This is a genomic window from Immundisolibacter sp. (assembly GCF_050250495.1).
Lineage (GTDB): Bacteria > Pseudomonadota > Gammaproteobacteria > Immundisolibacterales > Immundisolibacteraceae > Immundisolibacter.
Window position 1 is genome coordinate 18,489 of the sequence record NZ_JBFWOM010000019.1, and the last position, 17,564, is coordinate 36,052.

At 70.9% G+C, this 17,564-nt stretch carries 13 protein-coding genes; 4 read left to right on the top strand and 9 right to left on the bottom strand.

Translation table 11 applies throughout. The features are described from left to right. Window positions 1-56: 56 nt before the first annotated feature. From dxs to crtY, 9 genes are read right to left on the bottom strand one after another with little or no spacing between them, the layout of a single operon-like run. Window positions 57-1,988 carry a 1-deoxy-D-xylulose-5-phosphate synthase gene (gene dxs / locus AB7F93_RS11560; protein ID WP_428303062.1) on the bottom strand — a complete coding sequence of 644 codons (1,932 nt, stop codon included), beginning with the start codon at window positions 1,986-1,988 and terminating at the stop codon, window positions 57-59. Next, window positions 1,966-2,985, bottom strand: a complete 1,020-nt coding sequence (locus AB7F93_RS11565; protein ID WP_428303063.1) for a DUF5914 domain-containing protein — start codon at window positions 2,983-2,985, stop codon at window positions 1,966-1,968. The genes dxs and AB7F93_RS11565 overlap by 23 nt, the downstream gene beginning before the upstream one ends. Further along, window positions 2,985-4,457, bottom strand: a complete 1,473-nt coding sequence (locus tag AB7F93_RS11570; RefSeq protein WP_428303064.1) for an FAD-dependent oxidoreductase — start codon at window positions 4,455-4,457, stop codon at window positions 2,985-2,987. Before AB7F93_RS11570 ends, AB7F93_RS11565 begins: the two co-directional genes overlap by 1 nt. Then, entirely contained in the window at window positions 4,454-5,140 is a 687-nt protein-coding gene (locus AB7F93_RS11575; protein WP_428303065.1) for a class I SAM-dependent methyltransferase, read from the bottom strand. Before AB7F93_RS11575 ends, AB7F93_RS11570 begins: the two co-directional genes overlap by 4 nt. Window positions 5,141-5,142: 2 nt before the next feature. Beyond that, window positions 5,143-5,577 (bottom strand): DUF2141 domain-containing protein, encoded by a 435-nt coding sequence (locus AB7F93_RS11580; protein WP_428303066.1) that lies wholly within the window; start codon window positions 5,575-5,577, stop codon window positions 5,143-5,145. Continuing rightward, window positions 5,559-6,503 carry a phytoene/squalene synthase family protein gene (locus AB7F93_RS11585; protein WP_428303067.1) on the bottom strand — a complete coding sequence of 315 codons (945 nt, stop codon included), beginning with the start codon at window positions 6,501-6,503 and terminating at the stop codon, window positions 5,559-5,561. The genes AB7F93_RS11580 and AB7F93_RS11585 overlap by 19 nt, the downstream gene beginning before the upstream one ends. Further along, window positions 6,500-7,996 carry a phytoene desaturase gene (locus AB7F93_RS11590; RefSeq protein ID WP_428303068.1) on the bottom strand — a complete coding sequence of 499 codons (1,497 nt, stop codon included), beginning with the start codon at window positions 7,994-7,996 and terminating at the stop codon, window positions 6,500-6,502. Before AB7F93_RS11590 ends, AB7F93_RS11585 begins: the two co-directional genes overlap by 4 nt. Beyond that, entirely contained in the window at window positions 7,989-9,083 is a 1,095-nt protein-coding gene (locus AB7F93_RS11595; RefSeq protein WP_428303069.1) for a polyprenyl synthetase family protein, read from the bottom strand. Before AB7F93_RS11595 ends, AB7F93_RS11590 begins: the two co-directional genes overlap by 8 nt. After that, complete coding sequence (gene crtY, locus AB7F93_RS11600) at window positions 9,080-10,267, bottom strand: lycopene beta-cyclase CrtY (RefSeq protein ID WP_428303070.1); 1,188 nt, start codon at window positions 10,265-10,267, stop codon at window positions 9,080-9,082. Before crtY ends, AB7F93_RS11595 begins: the two co-directional genes overlap by 4 nt. Before the next feature lie 124 nt (window positions 10,268-10,391). Between crtY and AB7F93_RS11605 the strand changes: the two genes are divergently transcribed. The 4 genes from AB7F93_RS11605 to AB7F93_RS11620 all read left to right on the top strand — a co-directional run bounded on the left by AB7F93_RS11605 (window position 10,392) and on the right by AB7F93_RS11620 (window position 17,551). Continuing rightward, window positions 10,392-11,282, top strand: coding sequence for a MerR family transcriptional regulator (locus tag AB7F93_RS11605; protein ID WP_428303071.1), 891 nt, complete (start codon window positions 10,392-10,394; stop codon window positions 11,280-11,282). 2 nt (window positions 11,283-11,284) lie between these two features. Further along, window positions 11,285-11,746, top strand: coding sequence for a pyrimidine dimer DNA glycosylase/endonuclease V (locus AB7F93_RS11610; protein WP_428303072.1), 462 nt, complete (start codon window positions 11,285-11,287; stop codon window positions 11,744-11,746). A gap of 87 nt (window positions 11,747-11,833) precedes the next feature. Further along, window positions 11,834-15,514 carry a methionine synthase gene (metH, locus tag AB7F93_RS11615; RefSeq protein ID WP_428303073.1) on the top strand — a complete coding sequence of 1,227 codons (3,681 nt, stop codon included), beginning with the start codon at window positions 11,834-11,836 and terminating at the stop codon, window positions 15,512-15,514. Window positions 15,515-15,982: 468 nt separating this feature from the next. Then, complete coding sequence (locus AB7F93_RS11620) at window positions 15,983-17,551, top strand: LysM peptidoglycan-binding domain-containing protein (RefSeq protein ID WP_428303074.1); 1,569 nt, start codon at window positions 15,983-15,985, stop codon at window positions 17,549-17,551. Window positions 17,552-17,564 lie beyond the last annotated feature (13 nt).

A 17,564-nucleotide genomic window follows, 5' to 3' on the forward strand; every position in this document is an offset into this window, starting at 1 on the left:
GAACGATACGGCGCGCCGATACGGTGCCAGCGCGCTCGTGTCTTTAAGGTGCCGTACTAGGCAACACCCCGCAAGTGGCCACCCGGCGCCGGGCGCGAGCGGCCGCACGCGTCGAGCAGACCGAGCGCCGACCGCGCGATGCCGGCGGCATCGAGCCCAAACCGTGCAAGCTGCACTGCCGGATCGCCGTGCTCGACCAGCGTGTCCGGCACCGCCAGCAGCCGCGTCGGCACGTGGATGCCCTGCCCCGCCAGCGCCTCCAGCACGGCGCTGCCGAAGCCGCCGGCGAGCGCGTGTTCCTCCACCGTGACCAGCGCCCCGCAGCGGCGGGCGAGATCGGCAATCGCCGGCAGGTCGAGCGGCTTCACGAAGCGGGCGTTGAACACCGCCGCCTCGATGCCCGCCTCGGCAAGCCGTGCGGCGGCGTCGAGCGCCGGCGCCACGCGGCTGCCGAGCGCGACGATGGCGAGATCACCGCCGTCGCGCAGCAACTCGCCGCGGCCGATCTCGAGCCCCCGGATGTCGGCATCGAGCGCCACGCCAAGCCCGTTGCCGCGCGGGTAGCGCAGCGCCGCCGGGCCGGGGTGCTCGATGGCCGTGCGCAGCATGTGCCGCAGCTCGTTCTCGTCCTTCGGCGCCATCAGCACCATGTTCGGCAGGCAGCGCAGGTAGGCCAAGTCAAACAGGCCCTGGTGGGTGGCGCCATCCGCGCCGACCAGGCCGGCGCGGTCGAGTGCAAACGTGACGTCGAGGTTCTGCAGGCACACGTCGTGCACCACCTGGTCGTAGCCGCGCTGCAGGAAGGTGGAATAGATCGCCGCCAGCGGCTTCAGGCCCGTGGTGGCGAGGCCGGCCGCGAAGGTGACGGCGTGCTGCTCGGCGATACCGACATCGTGAAAACGCTCCGGCAGCGCGGCGGCAAAGCGGTCGAGCCCGGTGCCGCCCGCCATGGCGGCGGTGATGGCGACGATGCGCTCGTCCGCCCGCGCGAGCTGCACGGCGGCATCCGCGAACACGGACGTGTAGGACGGCACCGTCGCGGCGGGTTTGGGCATGTCGCCGGTGGCGGCATCGAAGGCCGTCACGCCGTGGTACTTGAGCGGATTGGCCTCGGCCGGCGCGTAGCCCGCGCCCTTGCGCGTGATGGCGTGCACCAGCACCGGCCCCTCGCCGCCCGCCATCATCGCGCGGGCGTTCTTCAGCGTCGCCAGCAGCGACGGCAGGTCGTGGCCCGATACCGGCCCGATATAGCGAAAGCCGAACGCCTCGAACAGCGTGGCCGGCGTCAGCAGCGCCTTGGCCGAGCGCTCCGCCCGGCGCGCGAGCTGCTGCAATGGCTGCGGCAGCGGCGCCAGCACGTCCTTGGCCAGACGGCGCAGGCGCCGCGCCGACGGCGCCGACAGCTTGCGCGACAGGAACGCGCCGAGCGCGCCGACGTTCGGCTCGATCGACATCTCGTTGTCGTTCAGCACCACCAGCAGGTTGGGTTGCTTCAAGTGTCCGGCGTGGTTCAGTGCCTCCAGCGCCATGCCGGCGGTGAGCGCGCCGTCGCCGATCATGGCTACGGCAAAGGCGTCCTCGCCGGCAGCCTGCAAGCCGCGCGCCATGCCGAGCGCGGCCGAGATGGACGTGCCGGCGTGGCCGGCGCCGAAATCGTCGTACGGCGACTCCGCCCGGCGCAGGAACTTGGCGGGCCCGCCTTCCTTGCCGATGCGGGCGAAGTCCGCGCGCCGGCCGGTGAGCAGCTTGTGCGCGTAGGCCTGATGACCGACATCCAGCACCAGCCGGTCGCGCGGCGTATCGAAGACGTAATGCAGCGCGACCAGCAAATCGACCGCGCCGAGGCTGGACGCAAGATGCCCGCCGCTGCGCGACACGAGCTGCACGATCTCGTCGCGCAGCGCCTGGGCGACGTCGGGCAGCGCGTCCGCGGGCAGCGCGCGCAGTTCGGCCGGCGATTCGATGCTATCGAGCGGCGTGTCGTTCATCGGAACTGTCCTCAGGCTGACCTGAACGTGAAACGGCGAGCGGGCGCAGCGCCACCGGCTGCGCGCGAAGTTCATAACGGCGCTCGCAGTAAGCGGCGTCCTCGATCCACAGGCGCCGCGCGGCGTGGCTCACCACCGGCCGCAGCAGCCAGCCGAGCCGCCGTGCGAGCGCGAAGCCCGGCCGTGCCGAGTGCGCGAACACGGCCTCGGTGATCTGACAGCGGCCGGCGTCGACTGTCGTGCCGTGCGTTTCGACCACCGAGCCCACCCCCTCGCCGGCGACGATGGTCATGGCGATCGAGCGCCGCTGCGGGCAGTGAAAGCGCGCGTCGACCTCGACCGCCAGCGGTCCTGCCACGCGAAACGCCACGCGCACGGTGATGCTGTCCGCGGCCTGCTCCAGCACCTTCAGGCGGGCGAAGGAATGGCCGTGGAAGTGCGCGCCGTGCCAGGGGTCGAGGCGGTTTTCCAGCACCTCGCGCGGCGTGCAGCGCGCCGGCAGCGTCATGACGGATACCAGCGAGTCCGTGGGCCGCGCTGGCAGCACCGGTGCCGCGAGCGGCTCCTCGCCCGGCAGTTGCACCCACACCAGCACGCCGTCGTCATGCGCCGGCAGCAGCGCCGCGCACGGCGCCTGGGCATCGAGCGCGAGGCCGTGCCATGGGCAGATAACGGCGCCATTGGCGACCCGTCCCTGCGACCAGGGTGCGCCAAGGTGCGGGCAGTGGTCGTCCGCCGCGTGCACGCCGTGCGCGCTGCGCCAGAGCACCAGATCGCGGCCCAGCACGCGCGCCGCGATCGGCTTGCCGCGCAGAGCCGCGGAGCCCGCCACCACGTGCCAGCCGCCGGCCGGGCGTTCCAATGCCTGCTCCAGCGCGCCCGCGATCCAGCGGGGCTCAGCCGCCTGCCAGTCGGCGCGGGACGGCGCCGGCAGTTCGCCAAGATCCGCCCCGAACAGCCACAGCGCCCGGCCGTGCACGTCGCTTACCCGGCGCATCAGGCGGCCCTCAGTGTCGGCGCGAGCAGCCCGCGCTGCGGACCCGTCCACAGCGGAGCCGGGTCCACCCTGTGCATCGCGAGCAGCGTGTTGGCGGCAAGCACGCCGGACGCCGTGGCCCGTTCCATCAGCGCGCAGGCAAACGGCAGGCGCACGTGATCGCCCGCCAGCACCAGTGTCGGATCGGCCGTGCCGACGCCCGGCCGATCCGCCGCACTGCCAGGCGGAAACGCCGGGCAGTCGGCGCGCAGCAGGAACTGCTCGCCGAGCACCTGCGCCGTGGCGGTTTCGGGATACACCGCGTGCAGCGCGCCGAGCAGGCGGCGGCGGATGTCGGCCTCGTCTTCGGTGTTGAGGCCGTAAGCGTGCAGCTCCAGCACCGCGCCGCCGTGGCGGCGCGCCCAGTCGGCGCTCTCGTCGTGAAACGCGCTGTACACGGACACGTTGTCGAGGATGTCGTAACCCGCCGTGCCGGCGAACGGCGCACGCGCAGCGTCGACCGGCCGGTCAAGCCACAGCCGCCACACGGCGAACGGCCGCGTGGCCTGCACGCGCTCCAGCGGCGTGCGCACGGCGGCCGCGAGCGTGCCGCTGGCATCGAGAACACGCCGCAGGCCGGGGGCGTCGAGTGCCAGCACCAGCTCGTCGGCCGTCAGCGGGCCGTCTGCGGTGTGCACCTGCCAGTGGTCATCGTGACGCGCGATGGCCTGCGCGGCGCAGCCGAGCCGCAGATCAACACCCAAGGCCCTCAGGTGCGCCTCGAACGGCCGCCACAACCACGCCCCGAACGGCCGCCGCGCCACGTCGAACACCAGCCCTTCGCGGTTACCGAAAAAGTAGTAGTGGAACAGCATCAACAAGTCCGCCGCCGAGAACGCGTCGGTCGGGTTGAAGAAGCTATGCGCGAACACATCCAGCAGGCGCATGCGCGCGGCCGGCGGAAAGTTGAGCCCGCGCAGCCAGTCCTCGGCACTCAGCCCATCCCAGCGCGCCGGCGTGCGCTGCGGGTGCCAGCCGAGCATGGCGAGCGCGTGGCCGATGCGCACCCGGCGCAGATCGCCGATGCCGATCCCGACCTGGCGCATCAGCGGCAGCAGCGTGAGCAGCGCATTGGCCGGCAGGTCGGCGAACGACAGCGGCCCGGCCGGCGTCAGGATCGGGTAATCGGTGAGTGGCACAAGGCCGTCGAGCGCCGGGTCCACCCGCCGCAGCAGCGCGCGCAAGTTGTAATAGTTGCGGAAGAAGGCGTGAAAGCCGCGGTCCATCTCGAAGCGCTCGCCGGCCACCTCGACCGGCCAGGCGGCGAGCCGCCCGCCGAGCCCGGCGTTGGCTTCCAGCAGCGTGACGGCGGCGCCGCGCTCGGCGAGCGTCACCGCCGCCGCGATGCCGGCAAGACCGCCGCCCAGTACCGCCACGCGCAGCGGCTCGGCGAGCCGGGCGCGGCCGAAATGCGGTTGCGAGAACGCCCTCATGCCGGCCGCCGGGCGATGAAGGTGTGCACGATCTGGCGCTGCCACAGCCGGCCGGGGATGACGCGCAGCAGCTCGAAGCCGGCGCGCTCGACCCGCGCGGCGAGCGCGTCGCGGCGGTCGAAATCGAGCACGCTGTCCTCCAGGTACTCGAACAACTGCGGCGCGCCCGACACCGCCGCGCAGAACGGCCGCACCACCGCCCGGCACATGAAGCGCCACAGCCGCTCGGCGCCCGGGCCGGCGAGGCTGTAGTCGTGGATCGCCAGCAGCCCGCCCGGCGCGAGCAGGTCCTTGATCTCGACGAGTGCCCGGTCCGGGTCGCGCACGTTGCGCAGGCCATAGGACATCAGAATCCCGCCGAAGGGGCCGGCGAGGTACCGCCCCGGCGTCTGCGCGTCGCCTTGCAGGTACTCGATCGGGTCGAGCGCCTTTTGCCGCGCCTGCGCCAACATGCCGGCCGAGCCATCGAGCGCCACCATCGGCACGCCGGGGTGCGCGCGGCGCAGCGCCTGCGTCGACAGGCCACTGCCGCAGCACAGATCGAGCAGCCGCGGCACCGGCAACGGCGCGAGCGCTCGGGCGGCGTCCGCCAGCATGCCGACGTAGCCCGGATTCAGCCGACACATCAGGTCGTAGCGCGGCGCCACGGCGTCGAAGGCGTCCGGAACGGCGATCTTTTCCATGCTCAGAAGTACCGCATGTCGATGAGGACCGGCTGGCCGGCCTTGGGTGTCAGCAGCGCATCCCTGAAGCTCGGCGGCCCGAACAGGATGCGCGGGTTGTTGGACACGCCAAAGCCCTCCTTGGGAATGCCGAAAAAGCCCATCGCCATGCGCTTGTCGCCGTCCTCGTCGTGCAGCACGGCTATCGCCAGCGGCCGATCGTCCGGCAGATCGGTGAAACGCACGCGCACCTCGCTGCCGGTGATTGGCGCCTCAACACGATAGGCGGCGCGCTCGCCCTCGCCCGGAAACCCGGCCGGTTCCAGAAACACCGCGAACAGCGCGCTGCCGTTCTGGTTGCGCAGCCCGCGGGCGATGACCTCGACATCCATGGCATGCGCCTCCGTGGCCAACCCCGCCAGCAGCGCTGCGCCGAGCATCACGCGCCCGGCAGACACAGCTCGGCTCCGAATTCGAGTACCCGCAGCGGCGCCCGCTTCGACGTGCCCTTCGGCGCGCGGGCAAAGCCGCCGCGAAGCTGCTGCGCGAGCGCGATCAGCACCTGCGCCGCCTTGCCGCGGCCCGGCAGGTAGGCGCGTCCGGCAAGCGGCTGGTAACCCTGCCGCGCCAGTGCCGCGCCGATGCCGCGGTAGATGCGTGCCGCCGCCCGCACGGCAAGACCGCAGCGCCAGTCGAGCGCGCCGATGCCGCCAAGGCCGCGCCGGTAATACGCGTCCGCCAGCGCGAGCGTGCGGCGCACCTCGCGCGGCAGTTGCGCGGCGAGGGCATTGTCCAGCGGCCGCGCGAGCGCACTGCGCACCGCGCCTTCGTCCGCAAAGCCGAGCGCCCGGTACGGCAGGTACAGCCGCCCGCGCTGCCAGTCCTCGGCCACGTCGCGACAGATGTTGGTGAGCTGCATGCCCATGCCGAGAGACGCCGCTTGCGGCAGCGCGGCATCGTCGGCAAGACCCATCACGTGGCACATCATTAGCCCCACCACGCCCGCCACGCGGTAGCAGTACAGCGCCAGCGCCGCGTCGTCGGCGTACAGATCGGGCGCCAAATCCATCGCCATGCCGGCCAGCAGCTCCTGCGGGTAATGGCGCGGCAACGCGCAGCGCTCGACCAGCCCGGCGAACGCAAGAAGAATCGGGTCGTCACTCGCCTCACCGCGGTACACGGCGTCGAGTTCCGCCGTAAGACGCGCGAGGCTCGCCCCCGATCCAACCGAACCATCGGCGGACATATCGACCGCATCATCAGCACGCCGACACCAGGCGTAGAGCGCCACCACGTCGCCACGCACCGCCGCCGGCAGCAGGCGCGACGCCAGCGAAAAGCTCTTTGAATGCTGATGGATGACGGCGGCAACGGCATCGCTCATCGCGGGAAATCCTCGTCGATCAGCGTCATGGCCGCCTTGGCGGAATTGATCACGCCCGGCATGCCGGCGCCCGGATGCGTGCCGGCGCCGACCAGGTACAGGCCCGGGATGTGCCGGTCGCGGTTGTGCGGGCGCAGGTACGCGCTCTGCCACAGCACCGGCGCCAGCGAGAAGCCGTTGCCGTGGTGGGCGCCGAGTTCGCGCTGGAAATCGCGCGGCGTCATCCAGCGCTTGACGGTGACGTGCGCGCGCAGGCCCGGCATGGCGTGCTGTTCGAGGTACGCCAGGATGCGCTCGGCGTACTCGGCGCCGACGCGGTCCCAGTCGATGTCGGCATTGCCCAGGTGCGGCACCGGCGAGAGCGCATAGAACGTGTCGCCGCCCGGCGGGGCGAGCGCGGGATCGGTCACGCTCGGCGCGTGCAGGTACAGGCTGAAGTCGTCCGGCAGCGCGTGGCCGTAGAAAATTTCCCGCACCAGCTCGCGGTAGCGCGGCCCGAACAGGATGGTGTGGTGGCGCACGTCGTCGCGGTACTGCCGGTCGGTGCCGAAATAGACCACGAACAGACCCATCGACCAGCGCGACCGATCGAGCCGCCGCGCCATGCGCGCCGCCCGCGGGTGGTCCGCGTACAGCGTGCGGTAGGTGTGCATCACATCCGCGTTCGAGACCACCAGATCGAAGCGCTGCTCGCCCGCCGCCGTGCGCACGAGGTGGCTGCGGCCGTCGAGGCGGATGCCCTCCACCGGGCACGCCAGGCGCAGTTCGCCGCCGAGTTCCTCGAACAGCGTCACCATGGCCCGCACCAGCGCGTGCGTGCCGCCGCGCACGAACCACACGCCGTGCGTGCGTTCGAGGTGGTTGATCAGCGCGTAGATGGACGAGGTCGCGAACGGGTCGCCGCCGACGAACAGCGGGTGGAATGAGAGCGCCTGGCGCAGGTGGTCCGAGCGCACGTAGCGGCTGACGGCGCCGTACACGGAGCGCTCGGCCCGCAGCGTGACCAGCTTCGGCAGCGCGCGCAGCATGCTGGCGGCCGTCACGAACGGCGCGCCGGCGAGGTTCTCGTACCCCTCGCGGTACACCGCCTCGCTGTAGCGAGCGAAGCGCGCGTAGCCCGGGCCGTCGCCGGGCGCGATGCGGTCGATCTCGGCGGAGAGACGCTCGGCGTCCTCGAACGCCTCGAAGCGCGTGCCGTCCTCCCACTGCAATCGATAGAACGGATCGAGCGGCAGCAGCTCGACGCGATCCGCGAGTCGCGCGCCGCCGATGGCGAACAGCTCCTCCAGGCACTGCGGCGCCGTCACCAGCGTCGGGCCCATGTCGAACACGTGCCCCTGCTCGGCAAACGCATAGGCCCGCCCGCCGGGCAGCGCACGCGCCTCGAACACGGTGGTCTTGATGCCGCGCGCCTGCAGACGGATGGCGGCGGCAAGGCCACCGAAGCCGCTGCCGATCACCGCTGCGCGTTGCTTGATACCGGCCTCAGCCATACGCGCGCTCCAGGCGGTCGAGATCGCCACGCACGTCGCTCACGGCGGCGGCAGCAAACCCGTGCGCCGCGAGCAGGTCGCCCGCTTCCTTCAGCACGGCACGCGCCGGGGCCAGGGCATCGGCGCCGATCAACGTCGCCAGCTCCGCGCACACCGCCTGCCAGTCGCCGCGCTCCACAGCGGCGCGCGCCTCGCGGGCCAGCGCGTGGTACTGCCACTGCGAGCAGCGTTGCGCGGCGAGCGCCCAGGCCCAGGTGGGCCGGCCGCAGCGCAGGTCCTCGCCCGCCTTGTCGTGGCGGTCCGCCACCAGCACGGCGGTGAGGTCATCCAGCATCTGAAGGCCGACGCCGACTCGCTCGCCAAAGCGTTGCAGCGCGTCCACGCGCGCGGCCGAGGCGCCACCCGCCACCGCGCCGAGCGCGACGCACAGCGCCGTGAGACAACCGGTCTTGAGGCGGCTCTGCTCGGCGACGAGTTCCGGCACGCTGTCCTGCGCCAGCGTCCACACCTGCACGCCAAGATCGAGCGCCTGACCGCGGTGGCAGTCGAGCAGCGTCGCGGTGATCAGCTCCACGCACGCGCGGCGCCGCGCCGCGGACAGGCGCAGCTCATCGAGCAGCCCGTAAGGCCAGAAGTACAGCCAGTTGGCGGCGTTCAGCGCCCGCTCGGGGCCGATCACCCGGTGCAGCGCCGGGCCGCCTCGGCGCGTCACGGCGCCATCCTGCAGGTCGTCCACGATCAGCGAAGCGCTGTGCAGGATCTCCGGCAGCAGACACAGTGTCTGTGGCGGCTCGCCGCGCCCGCCGCCAAGCTGCCAGCCGTGCCGCACGAGCCGCGCCCGCACCAGCTTGCCGGACCGCCCGAGGTACTCGGCGAGCGGTGCGTAGAGCGCGTCGCGCCACACCGATTCGCACACGCCTGCAGCCGGCGGCAAGGTACTCACGCGCTGCTCGAAAAACGCCGCGAGACTGCCCGGGTCCACGCCGGCGGCGTCCGCAGGCTCACGCGGGTCCTCGACCTGCGAACGGCCGCGGCCCGGACCAACCGGCACCGGACCCGACGCCGCAGCCAGCGCCAGCAGTTTCATGAGGACGTCTCCTGGGTGTGGGGCCGAGGGAACCAGGCACTGCCGAAGCCGCGCGGCGGGCGGCCGAGCAGCAGCCGGGCGATGTCGCGGGGCGTGCTTTCCAGGCGATAAAAGCGCGCGATGGTGGCAAGCGGCAGGCGGTAGAAGCGCGCAAACGGCTGCCACATGAGGTCCGGCCGAAAGCCGCGAAACGCCAGCGCGTTCAGCAGCAAACCCAGCCGGAACTGGCGCCGATGCCGCCGCCACTCGGCCGTGAGCGCCGGCAGCGGATCGCGCCAGTGCCGTGCAAGAACCGTCGCCAGGCGCAGCGCGCACGGCGCGGAGTAACCCGTCGCGGGATGAAACCAGCCGCCGGCGTATCCCACCTTCAGCGGCAGCGCTGGCGCCGGCACGGTCGCCTGCCAGGGCATGGGCAGCACGCCGGATTCCTCTCGCACAACAGCCCGGATGGTCCAGCCACGGGCGGCCGCGTAGGCGTGGATGGCCGCCCGCCGCGCGGAGTGATCCAGGTGCGGCGTGCGCGCGAAGGCGGTGTCCTCGATCAGCACCCGCCGCGGCCCGAACGGCAGCACGTACATGAAGCGAAACTGCGGTCCCTGCGGCAGGCAGGCGTCCATCAGCAGCGGCCGGTCGAGCCCGCAGTCGCCGGCGAGCTCCACTTCCAGCCCCAGGAACTTCTGATAGCCAGTCGCGCCCACGGTACCGCCGCCGCGGGCGTCGATCACCAGCCCGGCGCGCAGCACACGACCGTCGGCAAAGCGCACGGCGTTCTGATCGACCACCGTCACCTCGCTGCCGGTCAGCAGCCGCGCCGCCGCGCTGGCGCTGAAAACATCCCGCAGATGCACGGCCAGATCAGCCGAACCCAGCCCGCAATACGGCAGCTCCACGGTCCGCTCGAAGCCCGGAAACGCCACCCGGTAACCCGGCCAGGTTGTCATCGGCAGTCGCCCGAACCAGCCGCCGACGGCCGCCGGCACATCGCCACGGTGAAAGCACCAGGTGTGGTTGCCGGCCGGCTGCGGGTCGCGCTCGATCAGCCGAAGACGCAGCCCCGGCTGCGCGTCCAGCAGCGCCAGCGCGATCAGCGCGCCATGCAGGCCGGCGCCGACGATCAGCACGTCAAACGGCGCCGCAGCGGCGCCGGGATGCGAGTCGTCAGCAGGGTGAGTCGTCAAAGCCATTGATTTGAACCACCGGATCCGGCGCGGCCATCACGCCACCCCGAAATTTTGTCCTGGACAAATATGAAATTCGCGCCAAAATTAGGCGCCGATTTTCCGGTTGTCAACTTTTTGCCTTGGACAAATGGAAAAAACACATCTGTCAATTGCCGCCCTGGCACTCGAAACCGGCATCGCCAAGGACACGCTGCGGATGTGGGAGCGGCGTTACGGCTTCCCGCAGCCGGTGCGCAGCCCGCGCGGCGAGCGCCGCTATCCCGCGCAACAGGTGACGCGACTGCGGCAGATGCGCCGCCTGCTGGACCAGGGCATGCGTCCGGGTCAGGTGCTGACGCTGAGCGGCGACGAACTGGAGCAGGCCGCCGCTCGGCAGTTGGTTCACGCCGACGCCGAATGGGCGCTGATAGCGCTCATCAAGCGCCATGACGACACCGGCCTGCGGCAGGAGCTGCGGGCGCGCGTGCTGCGTGAAGGTCTGCGGCAGTTCGTGTGCAACACCGCCGCCGCCATGCTGGAACGCGTCGGCGACGGCTGGGCGCGCGGCGAGCTCGAAGTGTTCGAGGAACACCACTTCTCGGCGCAGCTCGACACCGTGCTGCGGGAAACCGTGTCGCAACTGCCGGCCGGTGCCCAGACGCCGCGCGTGCTGCTCACCACCCTGACCGGCGAACCGCACACGCTCGGACTCATGCTGGCCATGGCGCGGCTGCGCCTGGAGGGCGCGGCCTGCGTCCTGCTCGGCGCGCAGACGCCGCAAAGCCAGATCGTCGCCGCCGCGCGCGCCTTCGAGACCGACATCGTCGCGCTGTCGTTTTCGGAGTACTTCGACCCGGGGGCGGTGCGCATCGGTGTGCGGCAACTGCGCCTGGATCTGCCGGCTGACGTCGAGCTGTGGTGCGGCGGTCGGGCCGCGCAGCGCCTGAAGCGCCCGCCACCCGGCGTCACCATCCTCGCCAACCTGGAACAGGTGCCGGACTTGCTGTCGGCCCGGCTTCATGCGGCGGGGAGCGACTGACCATGCGCGTGTGGTCCCTGCATCCGCGTTACCTCGATGCCACGGGTCTGGTGGCGCTGTGGCGCGAAACGCTGCTGGCGCAGGCGGTGCTGCACGGCGAGACGCGCGGCTACCGCCATCATCCGCAACTGCAACGGTTTCAGCAATGCGCCGATCCACTCGGTGCCATCGCCGCTTACCTGTGGCCGGTGCACGCGGAAGCCACGCGCCGCGGCTATCGCTTCGACGTGTCGAAGATCCGCGGTCCTGAGACGGCACCCGCACTGGTTGTGAGCGATGGGCAGCTCGCCTACGAGTGGGAGCACCTCGTCGCCAAGCTGCGCGTGCGCGCCCCGGACTGGCTCGCGCAGATCGATCAGCACCTGCCACCCCAAGTGCACCCGCTGTTCGCCGTGGTACCCGGCGGCGTCGCGCCGTGGGAAGTCATCACCGCCGGAAAACCGTCCGGGAAGCATCGCCCCTAGACGCAGGCGGGCGCGGGCTTGGCGTCCGGGTAGCCCAGGACCCGCACGCTACAATCCCGCGCCCAGCCGACCGCCCGCCTTGCCGCCATGACCGACCGTACCGCCCTGCTCCACCGGCAACTCGCCGAACGCATCCTGCTGCTGGACGGCGCCATGGGCACCATGATCCAGCGTCACGGCCTGACGGAAACCGACTACCGCGGCGCGCGCTTCGCGGACTTCGGCCGTGAGCTCAAGGGCAACAACGACCTGCTGACGCTGACCCGGCCGGACGTGATCGCGGGCATCCACCGGGCTTACCTCGAAGCCGGCTCGGACATCGTCGAGACCAACACGTTCAACTCGACCGCCATCTCGCAGGCCGACTACGGGCTGGAGGATCTGGTCTACGAGCTGAACCGCGAAGGCGCTCGCCTCGCGCGCAGCGTGGCGGACGAACTCGGCACCGCCGAACGCCCGCGCTTCGTGGCCGGTGTGCTCGGGCCAACCAGCCGCACGGCGTCGGTGTCGCCGGACGTGAACGACCCCGGCTTTCGCAACGTCACCTTCGCCGAGCTGGTGGAGAACTACACCGAGGCTTTGCGCGGCCTGATCGACGGCGGCGCCGACATCCTGCTGGTCGAGACCGTCTTCGACACGCTGAACTGCAAGGCGGCCCTGTACGCCATCGAGAGCCACTTCGCGGCCGGCCACCCGCGGTTGCCGGTGATGATCTCCGGCACCATCACGGACGCGTCCGGGCGCACCCTGTCCGGCCAGACGGCGGCGGCGTTCTACGCCTCCGTGGCGCACGTGCAGCCGCTATCGGTGGGTCTCAACTGCGCGCTCGGCGTGGAGCTGCTGCGGCCGTACGTGCACGAGCTCGCGCAGGTGGCCGAGTGCCGCGTGAGCGCCCACCCGAACGCCGGTCTGCCGAATGCGTTTGGCGGCTACGACGAGACGGCCGAGTTCATGGCCGGGCACCTCAAGCAATGGGCGCAGGACGGCATGCTGAACATCGTCGGCGGCTGCTGCGGCACCACGCCGGACCACATCCGCGCGATTGCCGATGCCGTCACCGGCATCGCCCCGCGCCCGCTGCCGGCGCCGCGCCACGTGCTGCGCCTGGCGGGGCTCGAACCGCTCGACATCCGCGACGACAGCCTGTTCGTCAACATCGGCGAGCGCACCAACGTCACGGGCTCGAAGCGCTTCGCGAACCTCATCAAGGCCGGCGACTACGAGACCGCGCTCGACGTCGCCCGCCAGCAGGTGGAAAGCGGCGCTCAGGTCATCGACATCAACATGGACGAGGGCATGCTCGACGCCCGAGCGGCCATGGTGCGGTTCCTGAACCTGATCGCGAGCGAGCCCGACATCAGCCGCGTGCCGGTGATGATCGACTCGTCCAAGTGGGACGTCATCGAGGCCGGCCTGCAATGCGGGCAGGGCAAGGGCATCGTCAACTCCATCAGCCTCAAGGAAGGCGAGGCGGCATTCCTGGAGCAGGCGCGGCGCGTGCGCCGCTACGGCGCGGCGGTGGTGGTAATGGCCTTCGACGAGCAGGGCCAGGCCGACACCTGCGCACGCAAGGTGGCCATCTGCGAGCGCGCCTACGGGCTGCTGACCAAGGAAGTCGGCTTCCCGCCCGAGGACATCATCTTCGACCCCAACATCTTCGCGATCGCCACCGGCATCGCCGAGCACGACAACTACGCGGTCGATTTCATCGAGGCGACGCGGCAGATCAAGCAGCGCCTGCCGCACGCCAAGATCAGCGGCGGCGTCAGCAACGTGTCGTTCTCGTTCCGCGGCAACGAGCCGGTGCGCGAGGCCATCCACACGGTGTTCCTGTACCACGCCATTAAGGCCGGCATGGACATGGGCATCGTCAACGCCGGCCAGCTCGGCGTGTACGACGACATCGACGCGGATCTGCGCGAGCGGGTCGAGGACGTGGTGCTGAACCGCCGTCCGGACGCCACCGAGCGGCTGCTGGAAATCGCCGAGCGCTACCGCGGCGGCGCGGCCTCGTCCGGCCCGGCGCAGGATCTCGCCTGGCGCGAGCTGCCGGTCGCGAAGCGTCTCGAACACGCGCTGGTGCGCGGCATCACCGACTACGTGGACGAGGACGTCGAGGCCGCGCGCCACGCCTTCGCGCGGCCGATCGAGGTCATCGAAGGCCCGCTCATGGACGGCATGAACGTGGTCGGCGACCTGTTCGGCGCCGGCAAGATGTTCCTGCCGCAGGTGGTGAAAAGCGCGCGGGTGATGAAAAAGGCCGTCGCGTACCTGCTGCCCTACATCGAGGCCGAAAAGGACGGCACCGCCCGCGCCCAGGCGCGCATCCTGATGGCCACCGTCAAGGGCGACGTGCACGACATCGGCAAGAACATCGTCGGCGTGGTCTTGCAGTGCAACAACTTCGAGGTCATTGATCTTGGCGTGATGGTGCCGTGCGAGACCATCCTGCGCACCGCGCGCGAGCAGCAGGTGGACATCATTGGACTCTCTGGCCTGATCACACCGTCGCTCGACGAGATGGTGCACGTGGCGAGCGAGATGCAGCGCGAAGGGATGGACATTCCGCTGCTGATCGGCGGCGCCACCACGTCCCGCACGCACACGGCGGTGAAGATCGCGCCGGCGTTCGCAGGCGCCACCGTGTACGTGAAAGACGCCTCGCGCGCCGTCGGCGTGGCGCAGAACCTCATCTCGCCGGACCTTCGCAGCGCCTTCGTGCAGCAGACGCGCGAGGACTACGTGCAGCTGCGCGAGCGCCACGCCGCGCGCGGGCAGCGCAGCAAGCTGCTGTCGCTCGACAAGGCCCGCGCCAATGCCTTTGTGACGGACTGGGCCGGCTACCGGCCGGTCACGCCGCGCCAGCCCGGCATCACCGTGTTCGAGGACTACCCGCTCGCGGAACTCCTGCCGTACATCGACTGGACGCCGTTCTTCCAGGCGTGGGAACTCGCCGGCCGGTACCCGAAGATCCTCGACGACGCCATCGTCGGCGAGCAGGCGCGCCAGCTCTTCGCCGATGCCCAGGCCATGCTCAAGCGCATCGTGGACGAGCGCTGGCTGCGCGCCCGCGCCGTTATCGGCCTGTTCCCGGCCAACGCGCGCGGCGACGATACCGAGCTGTACACCGACGCCACGCGCGGCACGGTGCTCACCACGCTGCACCACCTGCGCCAGCAGCAGGAAAAGCCGGCCGGCGTGCCGAACCTGTGCCTCGCCGACTACGTCGCGCCACGCGACAGCGGCGTCGCCGACTGGCTGGGCGCGTTTGCCTGCACCGCCGGCATCGGCATCGACGAACACGTCGCCCGCTTCGAAGCCGCGCACGACGACTACAACGCCATCATGCTGAAGGCGCTCGCCGACCGGCTGGCCGAAGCGCTCGCCGAGCGGTTACACCAGCGCGTGCGCACGGAAATCTGGGGCCACGCGGCCGGCGAGTCACTCGACAACGACGCCCTCATCGCCGAGCAATACGAAGGCATCCGCCCCGCCCCCGGCTACCCCGCCTGCCCCGACCACACCGAAAAAGCCACGCTGTGGCAACTGCTGGACGCTGAGAAAAACGCGGGCATGCGGCTCACCGAACACTTCGCCATGCTGCCCACCGCCGCCGTCAGCGGCTGGTACATCGCGCACCCCAAGGCGCGTTACTTCGGCGTCGGCGACATCGGCCGCGACCAGGTGGAGGACTACGCCCGCCGCAAGGGCTGGACGCAGGCGCAGGCGGAAAGGTGGCTGGCGCCGAATGTGGGGTACGACGCGTGAGGCCGGGCAGGCCGGAGAACTGAAGGACTTCAGGATGTGTCGACGCAGGAGGCGCATCGTTGCCGCCAGCCTCGATTGATGCGCCACGAACCCGTGCCGGCGGCGCAGGTCCCTGACCGAAACTCCAATGTCCGCTTCCTGCAGCAACCCGATGGTCTGCTCTTCGCTTTACCGCTTCTTCACGCCCCGCCCCCTTCGGTCTGGGTTGGACTCCAAATCCTGCGTGCTACTCAATCAGCGGGTAACGTCCGGCAAGACCGCAGGTCGCCCAATTTGCCAAGCCTTAGCGCAGGGCCCGGGGCCGGAGGGTTGCGCCGCATCATGAGCTCGCGGACGGCCGAGCCCGCTGCCGACACCACACCGTCCCGGGCTGGGGCGTACACCGGGCCTACTCGGCCTGGCTGTGTGCCGGCAGGCAGCGGTTAAACTGCCGCCATGTCCTCCTCGTCGTTCTATCCACGCCGGAGCATGCACGTGCTCGCCGGGCTGCTGATCGCATTGTGGCTGCTCGGCCTTGCCGGCTGCGCCAGCGGCGGCGGCGGCGCAAGCGCCCGACGCGACAGCGCTCACCGCCCCATGTCCGACCCGAACAGCCTCGCCGCCCGCGCGGCGGCGCGCCGGGCGGCGCTTGATGGTCAGGTGCTGCCGATCACGGACATCTGGGATCGGCTGCGCGTCGGCTTTGCCATCGACGCCCCGCCCGACCCACAGATCGACGTCGAGCTGCGCTGGTACCTCGACCACCCGCTGTTTCTGGAGAACTCCCTGCAGCGCAGCGGCCGGTACCTGTTCCATATCCTGAACGAGATCGAGCGCCGCGAGCTGCCGTCCGAACTGGCCCTGCTGCCGGTCGTCGAGAGCGGCTTTCAGTCCCACGCCGTGTCGCGCAGCAACGCGGTCGGGTTGTGGCAGTTCCTGTCCGAGACCGGCAAGGACTACGGCCTGCAGCAGACCGCCTGGGTGGACCAGCGGCGGGACGTGATCGAGTCGACCCGCGCGGCGCTCGACTATCTCAGTACGCTCGCGCAGCAGTTCAACGGCGACTGGACGCTGGCGCTCGCTGCCTACAACGGCGGGCCGGGCTACATCTCGCGCATGTGCGAGGCGAACCGCACGGCCGGCCGCGGCGCCGGCTTTCTGGACCTGCCGCTGCGCAACGAGACGCGCTGCTACGTGCCCAAGCTGATGGCGCTGAGGCGCCTGGTGGACAACCCCGAGCGGTACGGCATCACCCTGCCGGACATCCCGAACGAACCCTACTTCACGACCGTCGACGTGCACGGCCCGATTCGCCTGGATCTGCTCGGCGCGGTCGAGAACCTGAGCCCGGACGACATCCGGGCGCTGAACGGCGGCTACAACGGCGGCAACACGCCGCCCGGCGGCCCGCATCGCGTGCTGGTGCCGGTCGACGCAGCCGAGCAGGCACGCCAGGCGATCGCCACCCTGCCGCGCGTAGCGGTGGCGCCGCCCCGGCCGACCGGCGACCTGCCGCAGCGGCGCGTCCAGTGGCGACGGCACAAGGTGCAGCCGGGCGAGACCCTGACCGGCCTCGCCAGCAAGTACCGGGTCAGCATTGCCGCGCTGCGACAGGCCAACGGCCTGCACACCGGCATGCTGCGCAAGGATCAGGATCTGCTGATACCGGTCGTGTACGCCGCCGACACGCGGCCGGGGCCGGCCCGCGGCTGCGATGGCGAGCGCGTGGTGCATCGGGTGAGGCCCGGCGAGACGCTGTGGGCGATCGCGCGCCGCTACCAGGTGGACGTGTCTCGGATCACGGCCTGCAATCCCGCCCTTGCCGGCGGGCGGATTGCGGCCGGACAAACGGTGTCCGTGTACCGCTCCGCCGAGACCACCGCCGTCGCCGACGCCAGCCGCCGGGACACCTACACCGTGCGCCAGGGCGACACCGCCTGGCGCATTGCACAGAACTTCGGCGTGAGTCTTGAGCAGTTGCAGCGCTGGAACGATGGCCTGAAAACGCGGCCGCTACAGCCCGGCGACCGGCTCACGGTGCGCAGCAGCGGCGGCTGACGGGTGAGCGGCC